The organism is Paenibacillus sp. J22P165 (genome assembly GCF_059692015.1).
In genome coordinates, this window is record NZ_JCAUAP010000005.1 from 542,905 (window position 1) to 562,582 (window position 19,678).

20 protein-coding genes, 12 tRNA genes, 1 rRNA gene and 1 riboswitch are annotated in these 19,678 nt (G+C 47.3%); of the genes, 2 read left to right on the forward strand and 31 right to left on the reverse strand.

All coding sequences use genetic code 11. The annotated features are described in order from the left end of the window. Positions 1 to 66: 66 nt before the first annotated feature. The 3 genes from AC58QM_RS15055 to AC58QM_RS15065 all read right to left on the reverse strand — a co-directional run bounded on the left by AC58QM_RS15055 (position 67) and on the right by AC58QM_RS15065 (position 2,848). A complete protein-coding gene (locus tag AC58QM_RS15055; protein WP_497285252.1) occupies positions 67 to 360 on the reverse strand; it encodes a Dabb family protein in 294 nt (97 codons plus the stop codon). A 160-nt stretch (positions 361 to 520) separates the two neighbouring features. Further along, positions 521 to 1,204, reverse strand: a complete 684-nt coding sequence (locus AC58QM_RS15060) for an NAD(P)H-binding protein (RefSeq protein WP_497285254.1) — start codon at positions 1,202 to 1,204, stop codon at positions 521 to 523. Positions 1,205 to 1,225: 21 nt separating this feature from the next. Next, positions 1,226 to 2,848 carry a sensor domain-containing diguanylate cyclase gene (locus AC58QM_RS15065; RefSeq protein WP_497285256.1) on the reverse strand — a complete coding sequence of 541 codons (1,623 nt, stop codon included), beginning with the start codon at positions 2,846 to 2,848 and terminating at the stop codon, positions 1,226 to 1,228. 175 nt (positions 2,849 to 3,023) lie between these two features. Here AC58QM_RS15065 and AC58QM_RS15070 point away from each other — a divergent pair, with 175 nt between their 5' ends. Further along, positions 3,024 to 5,174, forward strand: a complete 2,151-nt coding sequence (locus AC58QM_RS15070; protein ID WP_497285258.1) for a DNA topoisomerase III — start codon at positions 3,024 to 3,026, stop codon at positions 5,172 to 5,174. Between the two features lie 139 nt (positions 5,175 to 5,313). Here the strand turns inward: AC58QM_RS15070 and AC58QM_RS15075 are convergent, their stop codons facing one another. The 4 genes from AC58QM_RS15075 to AC58QM_RS15090 form a co-directional block, all read right to left on the reverse strand. Then, a complete protein-coding gene (locus AC58QM_RS15075) occupies positions 5,314 to 5,649 on the reverse strand; it encodes a hypothetical protein (protein ID WP_497285260.1) in 336 nt (111 codons plus the stop codon). Between the two features lie 95 nt (positions 5,650 to 5,744). Then, a complete protein-coding gene (gene lspA / locus AC58QM_RS15080; protein WP_497285262.1) occupies positions 5,745 to 6,221 on the reverse strand; it encodes a signal peptidase II in 477 nt (158 codons plus the stop codon). A 152-nt stretch (positions 6,222 to 6,373) separates the two neighbouring features. Further along, a complete protein-coding gene (locus AC58QM_RS15085) occupies positions 6,374 to 7,009 on the reverse strand; it encodes an HAD-IA family hydrolase (RefSeq protein ID WP_310499540.1) in 636 nt (211 codons plus the stop codon). Continuing rightward, entirely contained in the window at positions 7,003 to 7,299 is a 297-nt protein-coding gene (locus AC58QM_RS15090; RefSeq protein ID WP_497285264.1) for a hypothetical protein, read from the reverse strand. The genes AC58QM_RS15085 and AC58QM_RS15090 overlap by 7 nt, the downstream gene beginning before the upstream one ends. Positions 7,300 to 7,365: 66 nt before the next feature. Here AC58QM_RS15090 and AC58QM_RS15095 point away from each other — a divergent pair, with 66 nt between their 5' ends. Next, on the forward strand, positions 7,366 to 8,031 hold the full coding sequence (locus tag AC58QM_RS15095; RefSeq protein ID WP_497285266.1) for a CcdC protein domain-containing protein: 666 nt from the start codon (positions 7,366 to 7,368) through the stop codon (positions 8,029 to 8,031). Positions 8,032 to 8,208: 177 nt separating this feature from the next. Here the strand turns inward: AC58QM_RS15095 and AC58QM_RS15100 are convergent, their stop codons facing one another. The 24 genes from AC58QM_RS15100 to rrf form a co-directional block, all read right to left on the reverse strand. Continuing rightward, positions 8,209 to 10,236 carry an ABC transporter ATP-binding protein gene (locus tag AC58QM_RS15100; RefSeq protein WP_497285268.1) on the reverse strand — a complete coding sequence of 676 codons (2,028 nt, stop codon included), beginning with the start codon at positions 10,234 to 10,236 and terminating at the stop codon, positions 8,209 to 8,211. Positions 10,237 to 10,304: 68 nt separating this feature from the next. Continuing rightward, complete coding sequence (gene yyaC, locus AC58QM_RS15105; protein WP_497285270.1) at positions 10,305 to 10,838, reverse strand: spore protease YyaC; 534 nt, start codon at positions 10,836 to 10,838, stop codon at positions 10,305 to 10,307. A gap of 178 nt (positions 10,839 to 11,016) precedes the next feature. Beyond that, complete coding sequence (locus tag AC58QM_RS15110; protein WP_497285272.1) at positions 11,017 to 11,676, reverse strand: hypothetical protein; 660 nt, start codon at positions 11,674 to 11,676, stop codon at positions 11,017 to 11,019. A gap of 185 nt (positions 11,677 to 11,861) precedes the next feature. Continuing rightward, entirely contained in the window at positions 11,862 to 12,755 is an 894-nt protein-coding gene (locus tag AC58QM_RS15115; RefSeq protein ID WP_497285274.1) for a C40 family peptidase, read from the reverse strand. A gap of 3 nt (positions 12,756 to 12,758) precedes the next feature. After that, a riboswitch (cyclic di-AMP (ydaO/yuaA leader) is annotated at positions 12,759 to 12,926 on the reverse strand. A gap of 121 nt (positions 12,927 to 13,047) precedes the next feature. Then, the gene (locus AC58QM_RS15120; RefSeq protein WP_497285275.1) at positions 13,048 to 13,569 is read right to left on the reverse strand and encodes a GNAT family N-acetyltransferase; all 522 of its coding nucleotides are present in this window, start codon (positions 13,567 to 13,569) and stop codon (positions 13,048 to 13,050) included. Between the two features lie 178 nt (positions 13,570 to 13,747). Further along, entirely contained in the window at positions 13,748 to 14,692 is a 945-nt protein-coding gene (locus tag AC58QM_RS15125) for an acetylxylan esterase (protein ID WP_497285277.1), read from the reverse strand. A 552-nt stretch (positions 14,693 to 15,244) separates the two neighbouring features. Then, a tRNA-Gly gene (locus AC58QM_RS15130) sits at positions 15,245 to 15,315 on the reverse strand. Positions 15,316 to 15,333: 18 nt separating this feature from the next. Then, positions 15,334 to 15,410 (reverse strand) — tRNA-Pro (locus AC58QM_RS15135). 20 nt (positions 15,411 to 15,430) lie between these two features. After that, positions 15,431 to 15,507 (reverse strand) — tRNA-Arg (locus tag AC58QM_RS15140). A gap of 6 nt (positions 15,508 to 15,513) precedes the next feature. After that, positions 15,514 to 15,588 (reverse strand) — tRNA-Gly (locus AC58QM_RS15145). Positions 15,589 to 15,690: 102 nt separating this feature from the next. Next, a complete protein-coding gene (locus AC58QM_RS15150) occupies positions 15,691 to 16,389 on the reverse strand; it encodes an AIM24 family protein (protein ID WP_497285279.1) in 699 nt (232 codons plus the stop codon). Between the two features lie 26 nt (positions 16,390 to 16,415). Further along, on the reverse strand, positions 16,416 to 16,871 hold the full coding sequence (locus tag AC58QM_RS15155; protein ID WP_497285281.1) for an SH3 domain-containing protein: 456 nt from the start codon (positions 16,869 to 16,871) through the stop codon (positions 16,416 to 16,418). Between the two features lie 51 nt (positions 16,872 to 16,922). After that, positions 16,923 to 17,549, reverse strand: a complete 627-nt coding sequence (locus tag AC58QM_RS15160) for a GyrI-like domain-containing protein (protein WP_497285283.1) — start codon at positions 17,547 to 17,549, stop codon at positions 16,923 to 16,925. A 135-nt stretch (positions 17,550 to 17,684) separates the two neighbouring features. Next, positions 17,685 to 18,194, reverse strand: coding sequence for a ferritin (locus AC58QM_RS15165; RefSeq protein ID WP_056620645.1), 510 nt, complete (start codon positions 18,192 to 18,194; stop codon positions 17,685 to 17,687). Between the two features lie 113 nt (positions 18,195 to 18,307). Next, on the reverse strand, positions 18,308 to 18,559 hold the full coding sequence (locus AC58QM_RS15170) for a DUF1450 domain-containing protein (protein WP_497285286.1): 252 nt from the start codon (positions 18,557 to 18,559) through the stop codon (positions 18,308 to 18,310). Between the two features lie 154 nt (positions 18,560 to 18,713). Further along, positions 18,714 to 18,793 (reverse strand) — tRNA-Leu (locus tag AC58QM_RS15175). Positions 18,794 to 18,812: 19 nt separating this feature from the next. After that, a tRNA-Lys gene (locus AC58QM_RS15180) sits at positions 18,813 to 18,888 on the reverse strand. Positions 18,889 to 18,907: 19 nt separating this feature from the next. Continuing rightward, positions 18,908 to 18,984 (reverse strand) — tRNA-Asp (locus AC58QM_RS15185). Positions 18,985 to 19,015: 31 nt separating this feature from the next. Further along, positions 19,016 to 19,092 (reverse strand) — tRNA-Met (locus AC58QM_RS15190). A gap of 71 nt (positions 19,093 to 19,163) precedes the next feature. Continuing rightward, a tRNA-Val gene (locus AC58QM_RS15195) sits at positions 19,164 to 19,239 on the reverse strand. Positions 19,240 to 19,256: 17 nt separating this feature from the next. Beyond that, a tRNA-Glu gene (locus tag AC58QM_RS15200) sits at positions 19,257 to 19,331 on the reverse strand. Between the two features lie 34 nt (positions 19,332 to 19,365). Beyond that, positions 19,366 to 19,457: transfer RNA gene (locus AC58QM_RS15205), tRNA-Ser, on the reverse strand. A gap of 29 nt (positions 19,458 to 19,486) precedes the next feature. Beyond that, positions 19,487 to 19,562: transfer RNA gene (locus tag AC58QM_RS15210), tRNA-Asn, on the reverse strand. 5 nt (positions 19,563 to 19,567) lie between these two features. Beyond that, a 5S ribosomal RNA gene (gene rrf, locus AC58QM_RS15215) occupies positions 19,568 to 19,678 on the reverse strand; the annotation flags it as partial.

Sequence of the window (19,678 nt, forward strand, 5' to 3'; positions counted from 1 at the left end):
TTAAAGCTATGAATATTTAAATATTTTGTAAATGCCAAACATTTGGAATCGGTTTAACGTTTACACTTAAATCTCGATATCCACAATCAGACTGTCTACACGTCCAACTTCACGGATATACGCTGCTACAGCTTGATGCTCAGGGTTTGGCCCGTATGCAGCCAAGGCTGCTTTATCTTCAAAGCGAACGGATAGTACGACTTGAAAACCTTGATTTTTCTCAGAAAAATTAAGACCTGCTTGGATATCAACGATACCGGTTAGATGTGGACGTAGTGCTTTAAAACGATCAACAACCTCTTGCAGCTGCTCTTGCGTTGTTGTTTCACCAAATTTTACAAGGACAATATGATCAATCATGGTGTGAACCTTCTTTCTATAATCATTTAGAACATCAATAATGAACGACATTAATCTTATCAAAAAGAGAGGCCGAGTACCACTCCCGATTCAAATTGGGAGGATAGACGACCTTTCTAGCTTAATTGGCTCTGTAGGCTTGTTCTCAAGCGCTCGCGGATCACTTTCCAGCTATTGCGGCAATCCGATCGGAATTCAGCACCTGAGCACCCGTTTTCCCCGACTTCGCGGCTCGAATTAAGCCCGTTGCAATCGTATGCGCATGAATGGGGCGATACTTACGAAGGCGTCCCGTCATCAGTGGCGTTACCGCTATCGACAGGATGCTCCCAATCTTCTCGCCCAGTCGGAACTCCCCTCGGTTGCCAAGAATGAGTGAAGGACGAAGCATGTGAAGTGCACGAAGCCGCATTCCTCGCAGCTTATCTTCCACTTCCCCCTTTACCTGGTTGTAGAAAAAGGAAGAGGTACGATCGGCACCCATCGCTGTCACAATGGCGAAGCTATCTGCTTGTCCCTTGCTTGCCACTTCAGCCAACATAAGGGGATAGTCGCGATCCACTCTGCGGAATTGCTGTTTTGAGCCTGCCTTTTTAATCGTCGTTCCTAAGGTACAGAAGACATGGGCATGCGCAAACTCCGATGACTTCAGATTCTCACTTAGTTTAGCGAAATCAATCACTCGCTGCTCTAGTTTACTTTGTCCACCCGTTTGCTCCACATCCATCTTCTTACGCACTAAGGCAATAACCTTCTCATAGTCTGGATCGTTCAGTAGCTGTTTGATCAGTTCCTTGCCGACTAAGCCCGTTCCTCCTGCAACAATCGCCGTTCTCCCTTTCATAGCGCGCCTCCAGCGTCATATTTATACATGATCATCTTCATCATACAACCTTTTGCTATCCACTACGACACGATTTCTTCCTCTTGCCTTTGCACGATATAACGCATGGTCTGCTCTAGAAACCATATCTTCCAGCACCATCGTTCCGTATTCCAAGGTCGGTGAGTATTCTGCGACTCCAATGCTTGCCGTTATTTTGACAGTTAGCGACTCTTTTCTGTAGGGTTCCTCTTTTAAAACCTCACGTATTTCTTCAGCTAAAGCAGCACTCTCCTGCGCATCCTTTCGCAATAACAAAAGAATAAACTCTTCACCGCCATACCTTGCTACAATCGCATCCTCTCCCGCATACCGTTTCAAAATACTCGCAACATGATGCAGAACGCCATCGCCAACCAAGTGACCATTCGTATCATTAATTTTCTTAAAATGATCAATATCCATCATTAAGACGGAACAAGTCTGTCCTGAGTAAATGCACGTCTGCAGTTGCTTGTTTCCTTCAAGCATCATATAACGTCGATTATGAACCTCTGTTAATTGATCCATCCATGCCGAATGCTCTAATAACGAAATATATGATTTTAAACGATCGGACATAAGGTTAAATGTCACGACTAATTGACGCAGCTCCACAGGTGCTCTTTTTATCTTATCCGCGTTGATCTGGTAATCGTAATTCCCTTTTTGAATAACTTTCGTAGCACGCAACAAATAACGGATCGGCCTTTCTATCTTAGATGCAATCAGCACCGCAGCTGCTACGCTAAGCAGTAGGGCAATCAACGAGCTGACAATAATCGTCACGCTTAATTCATTTAGCTTCTGAAAAATTTCTTTCTTCGTAATTTCCCCAACAACAAGCCAGTTCTTCTCTTGCGACCAACGATATTCTCCATAGACACTCTCACCTCGGAAGCCAATATACGCATTATCCACCGTACGATTCGTCAAGGCACGTTGATAAATTACCGATGTAATTCCTTGGGGGAGGGGATGATTCTCCATACGCTTGGAGGCTGTTACAATATTGCCCTTCCCGTCAAGCACATAGACTTCCCCCGTATCCCCGAAGCTGAGCCGTGACATCAATTTATTCAGCATTTCTAGCGTGACAACACCAAGTACAATTCCTTTGAATTCACCATGATCGCCTAGCACGGGGGATGAGTATGTAATCATAGGTGTACCATTTTCTTTGGACATGACAACACCTGAAACAAAACTCTTCTTTTCCTTGCCGCGCGCGTAATATTCCCGATCACCTACATAGATCTGTGTCGAGTTTGAACGTATATAGCCGTCAGGTTCCACAAAGGTAATCGAATAAAATTCAGATTTCACTTTCGCATAATCCTGAAATTCCCGTTTCAAATCACCGATGCGATGGAACTTGGCGTTATCTGAAAGTGCGAAGCGTTTAATGGTATCCAGCTTTTCCTGATTCCAACTTTCAATATATAAACTCTGCACAGCGATCACTTGGTTAAGTTGAACCCCAGCCTCCTCGATTCGATTGCCCTTCTCTATAAAGTAAAAAGGAATAATGATCGAGAACGCCAGCACCAATATGATACCGCTGATCCAGAGTTGCAGTCTTATTTTAATGGTATGATTGGTAAAAAGAGAAAACATGTGCCCCATTGAGGTTTCCCCCTCTATTCTATATATCTGCATTATACCTTATACGAGGACAAAAACAGACAAATTTCGCTAATTCCCAGTAAAATCGTACGAATACTTCGAAAAACCTCTAGTTTGAAAAGTACTTCTCAATCGCTTATGCTATTTTGTATGTAGAAAAGAGGTAATTCGCCCAATGAAAATTCTCGTACTGACCGAAAAACCAAGTGTAGCCAAAGAAATTGCTCGCGTGCTGGGCTGTAACCAGAATCAGAAACACCATTTCGAAGGCCCCAAATATGTTGTCACGTGGGCACTCGGCCACCTTGTTACCCTCGCTGAACCCGATGATTACGATCCCAAATACAAGACGTGGAACCTTGAAGATCTACCCATTATCCCTGGCAAAATGAAGCTCAAAGTCATGAAAGAAACTTCGCAGCAGTTTCGTGCCATCGAGCATCTCAGCCGTCGAGGTGACCTGTCGGAGCTGGTCATCGCAACGGATGCGGGGCGCGAAGGTGAACTCGTCGCGCGCTGGATTATGGAGCTGATCCGCTGGAAGAAGCCGTTCAAACGGCTTTGGATCTCGTCGCAGACGGATCAGGCCATTCGCGAAGGCTTCGCGCAGCTGAAGCCTGGCACCGACTATAATCGGCTGTATCAAGCAGCCGTCTGTCGTTCCGAGGCCGATTGGCTGATCGGCCTCAACGTAACCCGCGCGCTGACCAGCAAGTTCGGCGCGTCGTTATCCGCTGGGCGTGTGCAGACGCCCACGCTCGCCATGATGATCAACCGTGAGGCGGAAATCCGAGATTTCCGGTCCGTCGACTACTGGTTGATCGAAGCCGAACTCGGGTCCTTCCGCGCCCAGTGGCGGGACCCGAAGACCGGCGACTCGCGCATATGGGACCGCGAGCGCGCAGATAGCTTGAAAGCCAAGCTGCAAGGCCACAACGGCCGCATCGTGCAGATAAATAAAACCGAGAAGCAGATCCCTCATCCGCTGGCTTATGATCTGACAGAGCTGCAGCGTGATGCGAACCGAAAATTTGGCTTCTCTGCTAAACAGACGTCCAATGTTCTACAACGGCTTTACGAGCAATATAAGCTAGTTACCTATCCGAGGACTGATTCGCGTTATCTGACCTCAGATATGGTTCCAACTTTGCTCGGCCGTTTGAAAGGTGCTGCTATCGGTCCTTATGCGGCGCTTGCGGCACCTTTTATCCGTAAGCCACTAACCATCACGAAACGGATTGTCGACGACTCCAAAGTCAGCGATCACCATGCCATTATCCCAACAGGTGAAGCCATTTCACTTGCAACGCTAAGTGCAGATGAACGTCGACTCTATGATTTGATTCTTCGCCGCTTCTTAGCCTTATTCAGCGGTCCTTGTCGCTACGATGAAACGAAATTAACCATCGATATCGCTGGTGAGAAGCTCTACGCTTCAGGCAAGGTCGTTAAACAAGCAGGCTGGAAAGAGGTTTATGGTGCCACCGATTTCAGCGATCCTGATCGCGAAGACAATGATTCCGAGGAAGATTCCGGACAATTGCTGCCAGAAGCTTCTGAGAAAGACACCGTTACCGCTCGCAACGTTCGCCAAGTTAGCCGCCAAACGAAGCCGCCTTCTCGCCATAATGAAGCTTCTCTGCTATCGCAGATGGAAAAATTCGGTCTCGGTACACCTGCGACTCGCGCAGACATCATTGAGAAACTTGTGTCCTCTGATACGATCGAGCGCCAAGGTTCCTTGCTCATTCCTACTGGCAAAGGCACACAGCTCATCGAGCTTGCTTCCGAAGAGCTGCGTTCACCTGAGCTTACGGCACGCTGGGAACAGGAACTTGAACGCATCTCCAAAGGCAAAGGGAGCATGGAAGCCTTTCTCAGCGGCATTCGCAAGAAAGCAGCCGAGCTGGTCGACGAGGTCAAACACAGCTCGGCTGCGTACAAGCCGCATAATTTGACCGGCAGCAAATGCCCCGACTGCGGTGAGTTCCTTCAGGAAGTCAAAAGCAAACGAGGACGTTATCTGGTTTGCTCCAGTCGGGAATGCTCCTATAAGCGTGAAGCTGACGGACAATTAACGAATCATAGATGCCCACAGTGCCATAAGAAGATGGAAATTCACACGGGTAAAGCAGGCAAATATTTTCAATGCCGTCCCTGCAATGTCGTTGAGAAAATTGATGGCGATTCTAAGGGAGGCGGCGGTCGCAAGGCTACAGCCAAGGCCAATCGCCAGTTGATCGAGCAATTCTCCGATTCTGCCGGCGTTGGGAACTCACTCGCAGACAAGCTGCTTGCAGCCCTTCAGCAGAAGAAAGACGACTAATACCAAGCATAAAGCCCAAGCGACTTCGCTTGGGCTTTTGCACTATGAGAATGCTTCTATTGCGTACTTCGAGGATGAGCGACTGAGTTCTAAAATTATGTTTCCTCTAAGCACCGGTATCGGCATGTTTGTAACTATGTTAAGTTTTGGTTAATATCTTGCCTTTAACCGCTAATTCAAGATCTTCTAATGTTGTGATCCCCAAGCTAACCAGCGCATCTCCTGCTTCCATATGTACATTGGCTAAGATATGCATGCTTGTATGGGGCACTAATGATTTACGAAACTCGTGAAAAAGCACCGCATTATATGCTTTGAGAACCGTCATAAACTCAACAGTTGGCGGAATGAGCCCGCGAATTTCAGACGATCGCCAGAAAAATTCTCTCACATGCATAATATCGGAACCCGTTCGGTTCAACTTTCGAATCATCGCAAAAAACTCATCAACAAGTAGTTGTCGATCCGGTTTCATGTGACCATCCCTCCAAATAACATACTTCTTCTTGAAGGATACCACAAATAGTTCTTAAGTTCCATATCAACCCTTACATACAAGGGTATAAATACCTATGAAATTTGCGGATTCTTCCGATTCCCCTTCCATTTGCCCCGCTGTGCCCAAAGCATATCCACCACATACAGCACAACACCCAAATTAATGGCAAGATCAGCTAGATTCATAATGCCATTTCCGGAGTGAAAAACGATGAAGTCGGTGACTTTCCCGAATAGCAGACGTTCAATTCCGTTACCAATGGCTCCACCAACAAGAAAGGCAGCTGCACTTTGTTTTAACGAGCCTGGAAAGCCCCCTTTTTTACGATACCACCAAATTCCTGCGACAATGAGAACGGCCAGAACGCCGAGTATAGGAGCCCACCCCTGCAGCGAACTGCCAGCTGCCCCGCTATTTTGATAATACGTAAATGTGATTATATCTTTATAAAATGGCATAGATTCACCCACCGTCATCACGGAGCGTATCCAATACTTAGACAATTGATCGACGGCTGTAATTACTATAATAATTGAATAAAATAACATGCTAAACCCCCATTCCTTCCTTCGCCTTGCTCTCTTATTTTACTTGAAAAGAACGGACAACTGTTAATTCTACGTTTTCCCCCTTAAGGTCAACATAAAAAGCCCCCCCAGTCATCCTGTGGCGGCCCCCTGCCTATCGATACTGTTGTCCCTCAAGTTAGACTCATTAACGTGCGGTATAGCTCCCCAGGCGTGTTGGCCATATAGTCTGGATTTCCGCTGTGCAGCAGCTGAGGAGAATCATATCCCCATGTCACAGCTACGATTGGCACACCTAACTTCTTACAGGATTCAATATCTCGTATTTCATCGCCAACATAAATCATGCGCGTAGGCGTGGTTCCCCACTGCTTCATTACTTTGCGAATGGAGTGATGCTTGCCGAAAATATGCTTCGCTGAAATGATCTCCTTAAATGCACCCTCCAGCTTATTCTTTCGCAAAAACAGCCGGATATTTGCTTCTGAATTGGAAGAAAGAATCGAGCTCTTGACGCCTTGTGCGGAAAGCTTCGCAACAACCTCTTTCATACCAGGAACAATCTGCAGGGATCGAATATTCTCGTGATACAGTTGTCGCCCTGCCACCATCAGCTTAGGAATTTGGAGCACAGGCACCCCTAAGCGATCTACGCGTTCAGAAATCGACATCGAGCGTAAAGGGCCTAAGTCCTGTTCGCGGATTGGGCGAAAACGATGTTGGATGGCCATTTCATTGTAAAGCTTAACCAAAAGCGCCCTAGAATCGACAAGTGTCCCGTCAAAATCAAATAGGATATGTTTTACCATCTGGGTGTATATACAAATAAGGCCGGACCCTCGGGCGGCACTTGGCGAATTTGATTATGTTTAAACTCTTGGGCGGGATCTAAGACCACATGCGGATTACTTACGGTTCGCATGTCCTCCCACACACAAGAAACGCCTAGCTCGTAGCCCGCTGCACCACCTGCGAACATTTTACAACCACTGCAAAATTGCTCCTTTTGCTGTGCGTCCAGTTTCACGATTTTATTACGAAGACAACAGTAAATTTCATTAACTGCGTTACATACATTAACATGAGTGATCAGAGCCATTTACCGTCAACTCCTTGCGGCACTTAGAGTGTGTAATAGTAAGTTTATCGAACTACTATTAAGTGTATGACAACATTTTGTAAACGGAATAACATTTCTCACGATGGGCCGTCCAAATTTGCTACAATATGGACATATACAATGACAGGTTTGGAGGTGCTTCCCCTGCAGGACTCTTTGCATTATGTGATTCCGTTTCTTATCTTTGGTTTTTTTATTTATCGACGGGCGAAGCGCACCATTGGCTTTCAAAAGCTTTCCCGTGGCAGACTCATCTTTCGTCTGTCCTTGTTTAGCCTCCTCGGGGTTATCATTTTCCTCTTGGGCTTCGTGCACCCCATCCATTTCATCGGCTATCTGATCGGACTTGCTGGCGGTGCGTTGCTTGGGCGGACGGCAATCCGCCATACCCGCTTCGAGCATCGGAGCGATGGCTGGTATTATCGCACCCATCTCTGGGTTGAAGTCACCGTGCTCGTTCTCTTCCTAGGCCGCATCGCGTACCGCTACGCAGCTGTTGCCCTGTCGACAGGTTCAACGACTACCTTTACACCCGCTGATTTCTCTCAGTTTACAAAGGACCCTGTCACCGCTGGCGTTTTCTTCATCATCGTGTCCTACTACGTTTTGTTTTTCGGCTACTTACTGCGCGAGGAAACCAAACTGGATCCCGCAGCGTTGGCGGAACCCACGGGAGCTCCCGCTCCTCAGGTGAACGTTCGGGTGGAGTAACAAAGAAAGGGATATTCCCTCTGGTCCATTGACCGGGGAATATCCCTTTTTTGTGTAGTCGCCCGTTCAGCGGGCGGCGCTCGGTTTTAGCGCCCTTTTGGGGCGCTATTTCCACGCTGTGCGTGGTTTGCACTGGAATAAGGTCCCTTTCGGGCCTTATTCCCTACGTTTCCGCGACTACGCTAAGCCGCCCTTCGCTGCCTCCTCGGCAGCCTTGGCGAACTGCGTGCTGTACAGCCGTGCGTACAGCCCTTCCAGTGCGAGCAGCTCGCTATGCGTGCCTCGCTCCACGACACTGCCCGCTTCGATCACCAGAATGTGATCGGCGGCCAGCACCGTGGAGAGCCGGTGCGCGATCACGAGCGTCGTGCGCCCTTGCATCAGCTCCTCGAGCGCCGCCTGCACATAGGACTCGGATTCCGAGTCCAAGTGCGACGTCGCCTCATCGAGGATGAGGATGCGCGGGCGCTTCAGGATCGCGCGAGCAATCGCGATCCGCTGACGCTCGCCACCGGAGAGCCGGTGGCCGCGCTCTCCGACCATCGTGTCGTACCCTTCGGGGAGCGACACGATGAAATCGTGGATGTAGGCCTGCCGACAAGCGGCCTCCATCTCTTCACGCGTAGCGTCCTCCCGCGCAAAGCGCAGGTTGTCGCCAATCGTCGCGTGGAACAGAAAAGACTCCTGCGTCACATACGCGATCTGCGCGCGCAGCGACGCTAACCCCACGTCGCGGACGTTGACGCCGTCGACCTCGACAACGCCGGCTGTCGGGTCGTACAGCCGCGCGATCATTCCGATCAGCGTCGACTTCCCAGCGCCGCTTGGTCCCACGAGCGCGACCATCTCACCAGGCTGCGCCTCAAAGGTGACGTCGCGCAGTGCATACTGCACCGACTTCCCTCTCTCGCCAACTCCGCCCAGCTCCACGGCCCTTCCTCTCATCTCTGCACTTCGCTCTTCCAATCTTCCCTTCTGCTCTGCTCTTCTCTCCTCCACTTTCTCGCTGAGCCCGACTGCGAATTCTTCCGCTCTACCCTGCTCGCCAACTTCCGCCGGCTTCCTACGCTTCCCTACTTCTAGCTCCCCCACACTTCCCTTACCACGCGGTTCCCCCGACTTATAAGCAAAAGACACCTGCTTATAACTCACGCGCCCTGCAACCGTTCCTAACTGGCGTGCTCCCTCGGCATCCATGACATCAGGCACCATGTCCTGATACTCAAAGATCCGTTGAAATACACCAAGTGCCGTCGCGACCTCAACTTGCAGATTCAGCAGTGTGCCTACAGGCATGTACAACCTTCCCAAATACGCCGTAAACGCGACGATCGATCCTAAGGTCATATCCCCGTTGATAACGGAGTATCCGCCATAGATATAGATAATGGCCGTGCCTAACGGCCCAAGCGTATTCGTAGCCATCCCAAACCAACGGCCGACTAAATTGAGGCGCAGCTCGAGGTCCATCACCTTTTGATTCATCTTCGTAAATTCTTGCTCTTGCTGCTTTTCTCTGCCAAAAATCCGCGTCAACAACGCACCCGAAATACCGAAGTTCTCATTCAGCTGCGAGGTGATTTCCGAGCGCACTTTTTGCGTTTCAAGCCGCAAAACTTTCCTTACCTGGGAAACCTTTTTTACAGGCAGCACAAAAAGCGGCAATATCAATACCGAAATGATCGCCAACTTCCAATCTAGCGCAAACAAAATGCCTATCGTCGTGAATACGATAACAATCTGCGTGATGGAGGAGACCACAATGGATGTCACCACACTCTGTACCGATTGCACATCGCCAGTGATCCGCTGCACAATTTCGCCTGAGCGCGCGTCTGTGAAGAACGCCATCGACTGCCGCTGCAAATTAACAAACAAAGACTGTCCTAAATCCCGAATAACCCCTTGGGTTACTTTGGTATTCAGATGGTTTTGCCATACGCCAAGCACACCGCTAAGCACAGGCAACAGAATCATCAGCAGTGCCATAACCGACAGCAGTTTTACACGCCCTTGCGGGATCGCTGTATCAATAATTTCTTTCATAACGAGTGGTGGAATAAGCCCAATCACTGCCGCAAGCAGCGCCAAGCCAATAATCACCATAATTTGTCCCCAATACCTTTTGAACAATAGCAAAATCCTTCGTATCGATACATCCTTCAACTTGGCCTTGGGTCGATTCCGGTCGGACAGCCGCCCCATTCCCCCTGGTCCTCCTGGTCCTATCACTCACATATCACTCCGATCTTTCTCCTCTTTGCTGCCCTCAGCTACAAAGGAATTGCATAGGCTATTGCACGAACTACTTCATCTGCCATTCGCAATACATGATATAACGAAGTCGTTTGCAGCACATTATACTGCCTTGGTCCATCGACATTCACGATCGCAGCAATCGTATAGTCACCAATAGCTGGTAACACCTTACCAACTGATTTCCCCGGTGCCAACGGCTGGTTCGACAACTGGTATAAGCCCACACTTAATTTTTGTCCCAAACAAGCATCTATTGCAATCACCACGACATTCGGTGGAATTTCCTGCAAGCGAATTGCCAAGTTACTGGCATCACACGGTGCCGCTAACGTACCAATAACATGCGGATAACCTAGCTCTGCAAGCTTGCTGCCAACGAGTGGACCTAGTGAATCGCCAGTTGAACGATCGGTCCCGATACACACAAAAGCCAACTCACTTGGCTTCAACTCCGTGCTCAACGCGATCTGTTGCAGAAGCTGCCCTAACTGTTCACCATTAACCTTTTTCCAAAACTGCGCCTGCAGTTCCAATGGTTCATTCTCCATCTTTGCCTCCCTTCCAAGCATGTTGCACATAATCTTTACCTGATGAATGATAGTTCTATTGTTTCATAAGGTGATGCACCCTGTCCACTTGCCTACCGCCAATTGCACGCACACCAAATAAGCGTTACTCGACAGAGCAAAGCCTATTCATGCCGCTTGTATCCTGACTTATACCTTCTTAATGTACGCGATTCATCCGAACAATCCGATAATAGAGCTGACCGCTTACCTCTTGTTCCACTTCCAAATAGCCTTCCGTATGTACATAATCCCCCAACATAAACGTGGAAGCATCCGCTGAATCTGCATGTGTTAGAAAGAGCAACGCTACCTTATCATCCCCAACTACAAATCCAACCTGTTCTTTCACCTGAAACTTCTCGATAATTTTCCCATGATGTGATCTCACGATATGATGAAACCGCCAAGCGCCTTCTTCCTGTACGATAAAATAAAGCACACGATTTCGATGCGCATTGCTAAATTCCCGCGTCACACCAATCATACATACCTTTTCACCAATTCGCAGATATTCATCAATCACATACGATTTCAGTCGTAAACGGTTGACGTTCTTGCTCTGGATATAATTTTCCATCTCATCTATCGAGCGGTGATCCTTCGGATCTTGTTTCGTTGCATAGAATACTTCTTTAATAAAAGTATCCGTTTGGAATTGCCTTGCCCCTTTGAAATGGTTATACGTATGAAAAAATTGCTTAATCACGACCCGAATGTCTTCCGGAATGGCAGGACCTGTTTCCACGTTGTACATGCGATCTGTTCGACCCGACATTTTAATTTTATGAAACCAGCTTTTCCAGACACTAACTTGCATGTCGTACGCGTCACCTACTTTCTTCCAACCATTTTCTCATTATAGGCTATAATCCTCAAAATTTCGATAAAAATCGCAGATTTTCGCGCAAAAAAAAGAGCATCCGCCGCTATGCTTTCATTTGCGAAAGACACAGCGAACATACGCTCTTATTCACCCTGCATATACCATATTGAGTAACTGTCTTATAGTACGCGTTTTGCACCTACATATCTTGAGCCCCAATAGGAGCTAGCGAGACTATCAACCGTCACACCAACGGATGTTGTTGAGGAAATGAATTGATTATTTCCGATGTAAATGCCCACATGATTGACAATACCTGAAGCAAAGAAAACAAGATCTCCCGCTTTCAAATCCGTCACTCTTGTCCCTGCTTGATCGTACATTTGCACGGAGGTGCGTGGCAGCTCAATGCCTTTGGCCTCGTATACATAACGAACGAATCCAGAGCAATCGAAGCCCTTGGGTGTCGTTCCTCCCCATCGATAAGGCGTCCCCTTAAAAGTCGTTGCAGCTTGAATAATTTGAGCTGAAACGGATGACTGAACGACCTTGGCCACTGGAGCTGCTAGGGCTGCGGGTGGGGGTGCAATCCATGCTGGCTTATGAGTTTTACCGTCTTGTTCTACGATGGCGATTTTATTCGCATCGTTCCACGCAATCTCAGAGCCAAACGTCTCTGTAATGAAACGTAGTGGAACATAGGTACTTCCCTCAAGCAACGTAGGACTGCTCTCTAGTTCAACTAACTTACTGTTCACGATCGCTTTCTCTTCGTCAGTAGTAAGTTGAATGGATTGCTCTTTGTTCATGAGTGTGACGACAACTTCATCGCCTTGCTTCGCCCAATCCACTTGATAACCTAACTTCTCCGACAACACGCGAAGTGGCACTTGGAGTGTACCTGCCTTATCAATAAAAGGCTGTACTTCTGGGAACTGCACCAAGTCATCGTTAACTTGAACCTTCACCGAAGAAGAATCCGTTGCCGCATGCGCGGATGGCGCGGCGAACAGTGTAATGGCTGCGCCTAAAATAGCGCATGAACAAATAAAGCTTTTAGTAAAAAGTTTCAAAACGTTGTGCCTCCTTGAAGCCTCCGAGGTTAGTTGACGGGTTCGGGAAGAGGTTTTCCCTAGTAAGCCCCATTAGCCTAAAACTAGACTAACTGAGCATTCATTCACCCCAAATAAAGAAGTCCCCCGTACCGGAGCTTTCGATGCTCCGAGATTCGGCATTTTTTGTCTATGTTAGACTAGCACAGTTCGTTTTAGCTTGACAACTTTTGCACGATGGTAAGTGTTTCCTTTTAGGCCGAAAAGCACAAAAAACAGCTACTCTTTTCAGAGTAACTGTCTTCAAAATGCTTCAGACGTAGCCTACTGGCTGCCTGTACACCTCTGTAAACAGGATCTCCTTACAGGGATTAAACTCACTTTCAGTTAAAGGACTCGGATAACTCATGATGTTGAGAGGAAGCATGGCTTGCCCTTCTCGCAGTGGAGGCTGTGCATAAGAAAAAAGGTTCAAATGAAAACCACAGCGCTTATAGAATTCAATTCTCCGCGTCGCATCTGAGGTAGTTGGAAGCTCTACTTCAAGTACAATTGGCGTGCTTGCACTACTTATGTACTTCATCAGCATTCGCTTACCAATCCCACCACCTCTTATGGCAACATTGACAGCAATATGTTCTACAAATCGAAATGTGCTAAAGTTCCAACTGGCCAAAAAGCCGAGCAATTGCCCCTGGGCATCTCTCTCAACATCGATTCTGTAACTAGGATGAGGTAAAAGCGCCCGCTGACCCTCATACGTTCTTATTTCCGTTTCTGGAAAAGCGGCATTCATCAGCTCGAATACCTCTTCAAACGAATCCTCATTGACCATCTGTCAGCACCTCCCTTCATGTTGGTTTTAGGTTATCCAACTGGGCCGTTTCTTACTTCCCTATGGAGCTAGATGAACGACACCTCAGTTCACATGGACAAAAACCCTACCTTTCGGATCAATAAGATCTCGGAAAAGGTAGGGTATAGTCATCTTTACTCGACACTTGTTTCAGTCCTTACCATTTTGAGAAAAAGGCATGTGCCGCTGCATGGGACCCAGGAGGTGTCGCATGCCCCATGAAGGGATACACTTTAATCGATTTGTTTGGGGATTCAATTCGGTTATAGGCAGCAAATATCGCTTCTGGTAAGCAACACGTATCCTTCAATCCTACCGAAATGTGAACAGGCTGCATAATACGATCACCTAGGTTCATGATATCGAAGTAAGAAACCGTTTTCAGTACATTAGGCAGATATTCTGGGAACCGGGTAACCAGATCAGCCGCTTCGCTGAGTGAGCTAACCGAATTCAACAAGCCTAGATCCATGTGACAATGATTCGGTACATGGGCAATGGTTGCCCGAATGCGCTTCTCAAGCGCAGTAACGAGTAAGGCAATCCCTCCGCCTTGGCTTCCACCATTTACGAATACTCGCTCACTGTCGATCTCTGGCTGCTCTAACGCACATTGCACAGCACGTAAGGAATCGATCGCAACCGCTCGATAATAGCTCGTCTCCGCATCGAGAATCCCCTGTGAAATCCATCCCTTCGTCATGCCTGTCTCCTGTGGCAGCAGATTACCACTATCGCCGCCTTGCCCGCGTACATCAACCGCAAGTACCGCATAGCCCATAAGCAACCAGGCTGCATGATCCTCTGGTCTTCCCTTGGAGCCTGTATAGCCCGGGAATGTAACAATACAAGGCACCTTCTTAGACTTGCTCTCTGCAGGCAGTAACAACCAAGCATGGATCGGTGTTTCCGCAGCACCTCGCAAAACGATCTTATTCACTTCTGCTTGTACAAAATTTGATGGCACCGACTCTCTTGTATACGACGCTCCTTCTGTAGCTTCCGCGTAAGCGCGCTCCCAGAATGCAGCCAGATCAGTGGGCGCCGTTAACTCCGAATGATAATTATGTAGCCCTTGAATACGATTTTCAATTGCGTTCATTTCGGTAAGTCCCCTTTTCATGTTTTTCCCATTTTAACCTAGATATACGAGTATGACTATCGGAAATTTGAAGATTAGTTCTTCCTTCGTTGATATTCGAACCCCTGCGCGCTCTACCCGTCTGCGCCTTCATTCTTGCACGGTGGCGTGCCTCGATTCTTGAGTTCCCAGATTGGGTAGCTCTTGGGGATTAACTGGATTATCTACATCTATATCCGTGTAAAACTAGCCCTTGTGGAGATTAACTGGATTATCTACATCTAATTTTGTTAGGAATGTCCCATTAGGCGAATTTCGCCTGAAATAACGGGAGGAAATCCAGTTAATTTGCAAAATGAGATGATTTCACTTGAATTAGCTGCAGAAAATCCAGTTAATCTATTGGGCAGGAATTCCTATGGCTAACTCCGATGCTTGTGCCTGCACCAGCGCAAGGAGCAACACCTCACGCCATAACCCACGTGTAATCATTAAAAAGGGAATACTTCGCTACTCGAAAATTCATATAAACAAAAAAAGACCACCCGAAGGTGGCCTTTTCTCTTGCTCGTAAGCGGGCGGCGGGAATCGAACCCGCGCGATCAGCTTGGAAGGCTGAAGTTCTACCATTAAACTACGCCCGCATATTAAAAATAACGAAGTGGTCGGGACGACACGATTTGAACATGCGACCCCCTGCTCCCAAAGCAGGTGCTCTACCAAGCTGAGCTACGTCCCGAAGTGTGAATAAAGTATAAATGGCGCGCCCTGAGAGATTCGAACTCCCGACCTTTTGATTCGTAGTCAAATACTCTATCCAGCTGAGCTAAGGGCGCAAATATTGGAGCGGAAGACGGGGATCGAACCCGCGACCCTCGCCTTGGCAAGGCGATGCTCTACCGCTGAGCCACTTCCGCACGGTATCATTTCTCTTTCGCTCAACAAGTGTTTCTCTGAGGCGACAAGGAATAATATATCAGGTATTCAAAACAAATGCAACTATTTTTAATATTTTTTTATTATTTTATGAAAACGCCGCCAAATGGTAGAACTTCTCGCGCTATGCGCCGCAGCAAACTATCTGATTTCATATGCTCATCCAATTTGGGATCAGGCTTACAAGGCTGCATGAGTACGTGACCATGCCCCGTTATCTCCCAGTGATAATTCATATGTTGGCTCGCCAGTGTGTTGCCGTATACACAGAGGCGCAGCTTAGCCTGCCGCGGGTAGGCTACAAGACAATGGACATCAACATACAAGGGCTCAACAGGATCTAGGGCCATGTGATGGATAGGGCCAGCTGTTAGTAAACCTAGATTACCAGGGCCGTGAAACTGCATTTTAACTAAATCTTGCGTGATCAACGTGTTCTTCACACTCTGTAGATGCGTTGTAAACGTCACACCTTCCGTATAGAACAGCACATGTCGAAATTCAAACAATAGATCGTCATCCGCTTCCAAAGGTACAACAGCCAAACTATACGCTTCTGGCAACCCCATTAGCACACGCCCAGGACCGAGTATGCGTGATTGGATTAACCGCTTCTTCCTATACATGCTAGGAAGCTTCATTAGTGCATCCTCACGCTGCTCTGGCCTACCCTGAAATGCAACAATTTGGTTCGGGTGCAGAATATGCACAGCCTCTCCCTTTATAAGCTGCAGCGTAGCCATCCTGGCTTGTGAGCTTGCATTTTCATAGATAATCTCCAAACCACACAACCCCCTTGCCGCTCCTGCTAGCGCATGCCACGCTTCCTTCTCTGCCATACGAAGAAACGAAATACACGTCCAATCAAGAAATAGCCTACTACTAATGCCGCTGCCGTAATGACCATGTAGGTAATTTTACGATTACGCTTATCTTTGTCTAAGGCAACTTGTTCCATGGCCTTCAAGCGTTCCTGCAATTGCTCGTTGTCCTTCTTAAGCGCTTCATTCTGGCTCAAAAGTCGTTCTTCAATTTCTTTAGATTGTCTGACAGCCTCCGATAGCTTGTCCTTCTGTTCTTCTAATTGCTGCTTCGTAGCGTCGTAATCCTTCTGAATCTGCTCTACGTTGCTTGGTAATTGATAAATATCTTTGATCCGATCTAACCAAGAAGCGTGGGCGGCAGGTGCCGGATACAGCAAACCTAATAAGATCACGAGGACAACCACAGCTTGTCCAATTGCAGCCATTTTACGTATGCGCATCCGTACTCACTCCCACCGTTCTCGACATTATCTTCTATTTTACAGCAAAAATCACCCCTTCACCACTTCTATCGCTTGAACTGGATACCGTAATATCGTTTTCATTTTGGCAGGATCAATCTTCCTCGGATCTGATAAGTAAATCTCATGATGGAGTCCACGGTAGCTGAGATGCTCTTGTGAAATGAAATGCTCCATCTGTGCCAGTGTTTCTGGTTCTGTCGCATACGGGCCTACGTGCAGCATCTGGACACAGAGTCCCTCATGCAAAGTTTCATATCTTACATCCGCAATAACCTTAAGCTCCTTCTTCTTCGCTAATGCAGCACTACGTGCTTCTTCCACGAGCTCCGCCGTTACAAACACAGGCATCCGAATCAACAGCTTCCAATGCCAATCCTCTCTTGGCACCTCTAATGCTGTTCTAGGATCACCATCCACCCACCACTGCCCTTCTAACTTCGGTACAGTAAAATCTTGCTCAGCCTTCTTACAATAGCCCTTAACACCATAAGCGACCGTATAAAGCGCTTCTGTTGCGCTAGCGAAGGCCGTACCATTGGGGTCCCCTTTCCCTACGATCGTGACATAAGAAATAGGTTCAAATTCAACAACTTGAGGCTTGGTCGGAGCCGTATAGTAAGTTTTATAGGTTTTAGCTAAATCTAATTTATCCATGATGAACTTCCTCTCTTTTTCTTTTTAGTATACTTAATAAACCCTGACACCTCTATGTCAACAAACAGAAAAAACTTACCTCTCGCAACAATATGCGAAACAGGTAAGTTTTTGTCTCTTGAAAAGGATATGTAATTATTCCGCAGCTGGTGGGGTAAACGAGCGTTGTGCAAATTCGGCATCCAACATATAGAAGGCATTGCTATCTTTGTCAATGCGTTTCAATTTATTAATAATGCTGTCGAACATCGCTTCTTCCTCTACCTGCTCATCAATGAACCATTTCAAAAACTGCATCGTCGCATGCTCTCGATCGTTCAACGCTAAGTCAGACAGGTGATAGATACGTTTCGTTACTTCTTGCTCATGCAGATAAGCATGCTCAAATGCATCCAAAATCGATTCGTACTGGTTCACCGGTGTATTCATGCCAGCAAAGCTGACCTTTTTCCCACGGTCATTAATAAACTTGAAAATTTTCATTGCATGGAATTTCTCTTCTTCTGCTTGTACTTTAAAAAAGTTCGAAAACCCATCCAAGCTTTCCGCAGCGCAATAACCAGCAATAGCCAAGTAGACATGCGCGGAGTAAAACTCATAATTCATCTGTTCGTTTAGCGCTTCTGTTAGTGTATCGTTTAACATCTGTGCACACACCTTTCTGTATGGTTATCTCTTGCGTATTCCCCATACATACAAGATTACCAGAATTGTGCATAGAAATACAAACGGAAGTAATAATTTTAATAGATCTATGTTCAAGCCATCACGCTTTTGGCTTTAGATGCCGAGATGATTTCCTTTAACTGAGCATACAAATGATCAGGTGACTCCGCGCAAAGTAGTTTCTTCTTCCCGATCATCGCAATACACTCTTTCTTGCAATGTCTGCAATTGCCAAGGCAGTCTTTCTTCTTCTGCTTCAAATCAGGAAATTCATTCTTTATGGATTTATATATTTGTTTGGATCCGAATTTCTCATTTCTGCAGCAGTATTTAATCGTTTTCAAATGCGATCTCCTCCCGCCATTTCGCGTATATCACTACTCTTGATATTAGTGATAATAATAATCAATGTCAACCAAAAATTAGACATCTTTGTACGAAAAAAAGAGCTTTCTTCGATCCTCGTTAAAGGATAAAAGAAAGCTCTTTTTGTTTGGATGCGCGTAGAGGGACTTGAACCCCCACGGTCGCCCGCTAGATCCTAAGTCTAGTGCGTCTGCCAATTCCGCCATACGCGCATGCTGTAAATAAGGCAAATGGTGAGTCATGTAGGATTCGAACCTACGACACCCTGATTAAAAGTCAGGTGCTCTACCAACTGAGCTAATGACTCATGGCTTGTAATAAAAAAATGGCGGAGCTGACGGGATTCGAACCCGCGATCTCCTGCGTGACAGGCAGGCATGTTAGGCCACTACACCACAGCTCCACACTATGTAATACTCCTCTTGGTAAGAGGTTGGTTGCGGGGGCAGGATTTGAACCTGCGGCCTTCGGGTTATGAGCCCGACGAGCTACCGGGCTGCTCCACCCCGCGACGTTACTAGCATGATATTTTATTATTCCCAGAGAAACTCAAGACATCCGAATCTCATCTGATAAAATAAATGGTGGAGGCTGACGGGATCGAACCGCCGACCCTCTGCTTGTAAGGCAGATGCTCTCCCAGCTGAGCTAAGCCTCCATGGGATTAAGAATAAATGGTGACCCGTAGGGGACTCGAACCCCTGTTACCTCCGTGAAAGGGAGGTGTCTTAACCACTTGACCAACGGGCCTCGTAAACAGGCAATTCTACAATGAAAGTTCTTATGGCGGAGAGAGAGGGATTCGAACCCTCGAGACGCTTGTGACGCCTACACGATTTCCAATCGTGCTCCTTCGGCCAGCTCGGACACCTCTCCATAAAAAGGCCTGGTTTTTGAAAAATAAATGGCTCCCCGAACAGGACTCGAACCTGTGACAACTCGATTAACAGTCGAGTGCTCTACCAACTGAGCTATCAGGGAACAATGCTTGGCAACGTTCTACTCTCCCAGAACCCTGCGGTTCAAGTACCATCGACGCTGGAAGGCTTAACGGTCGTGTTCGAGATGGGAACGCGTGGATCCCTTCCGCCATCATC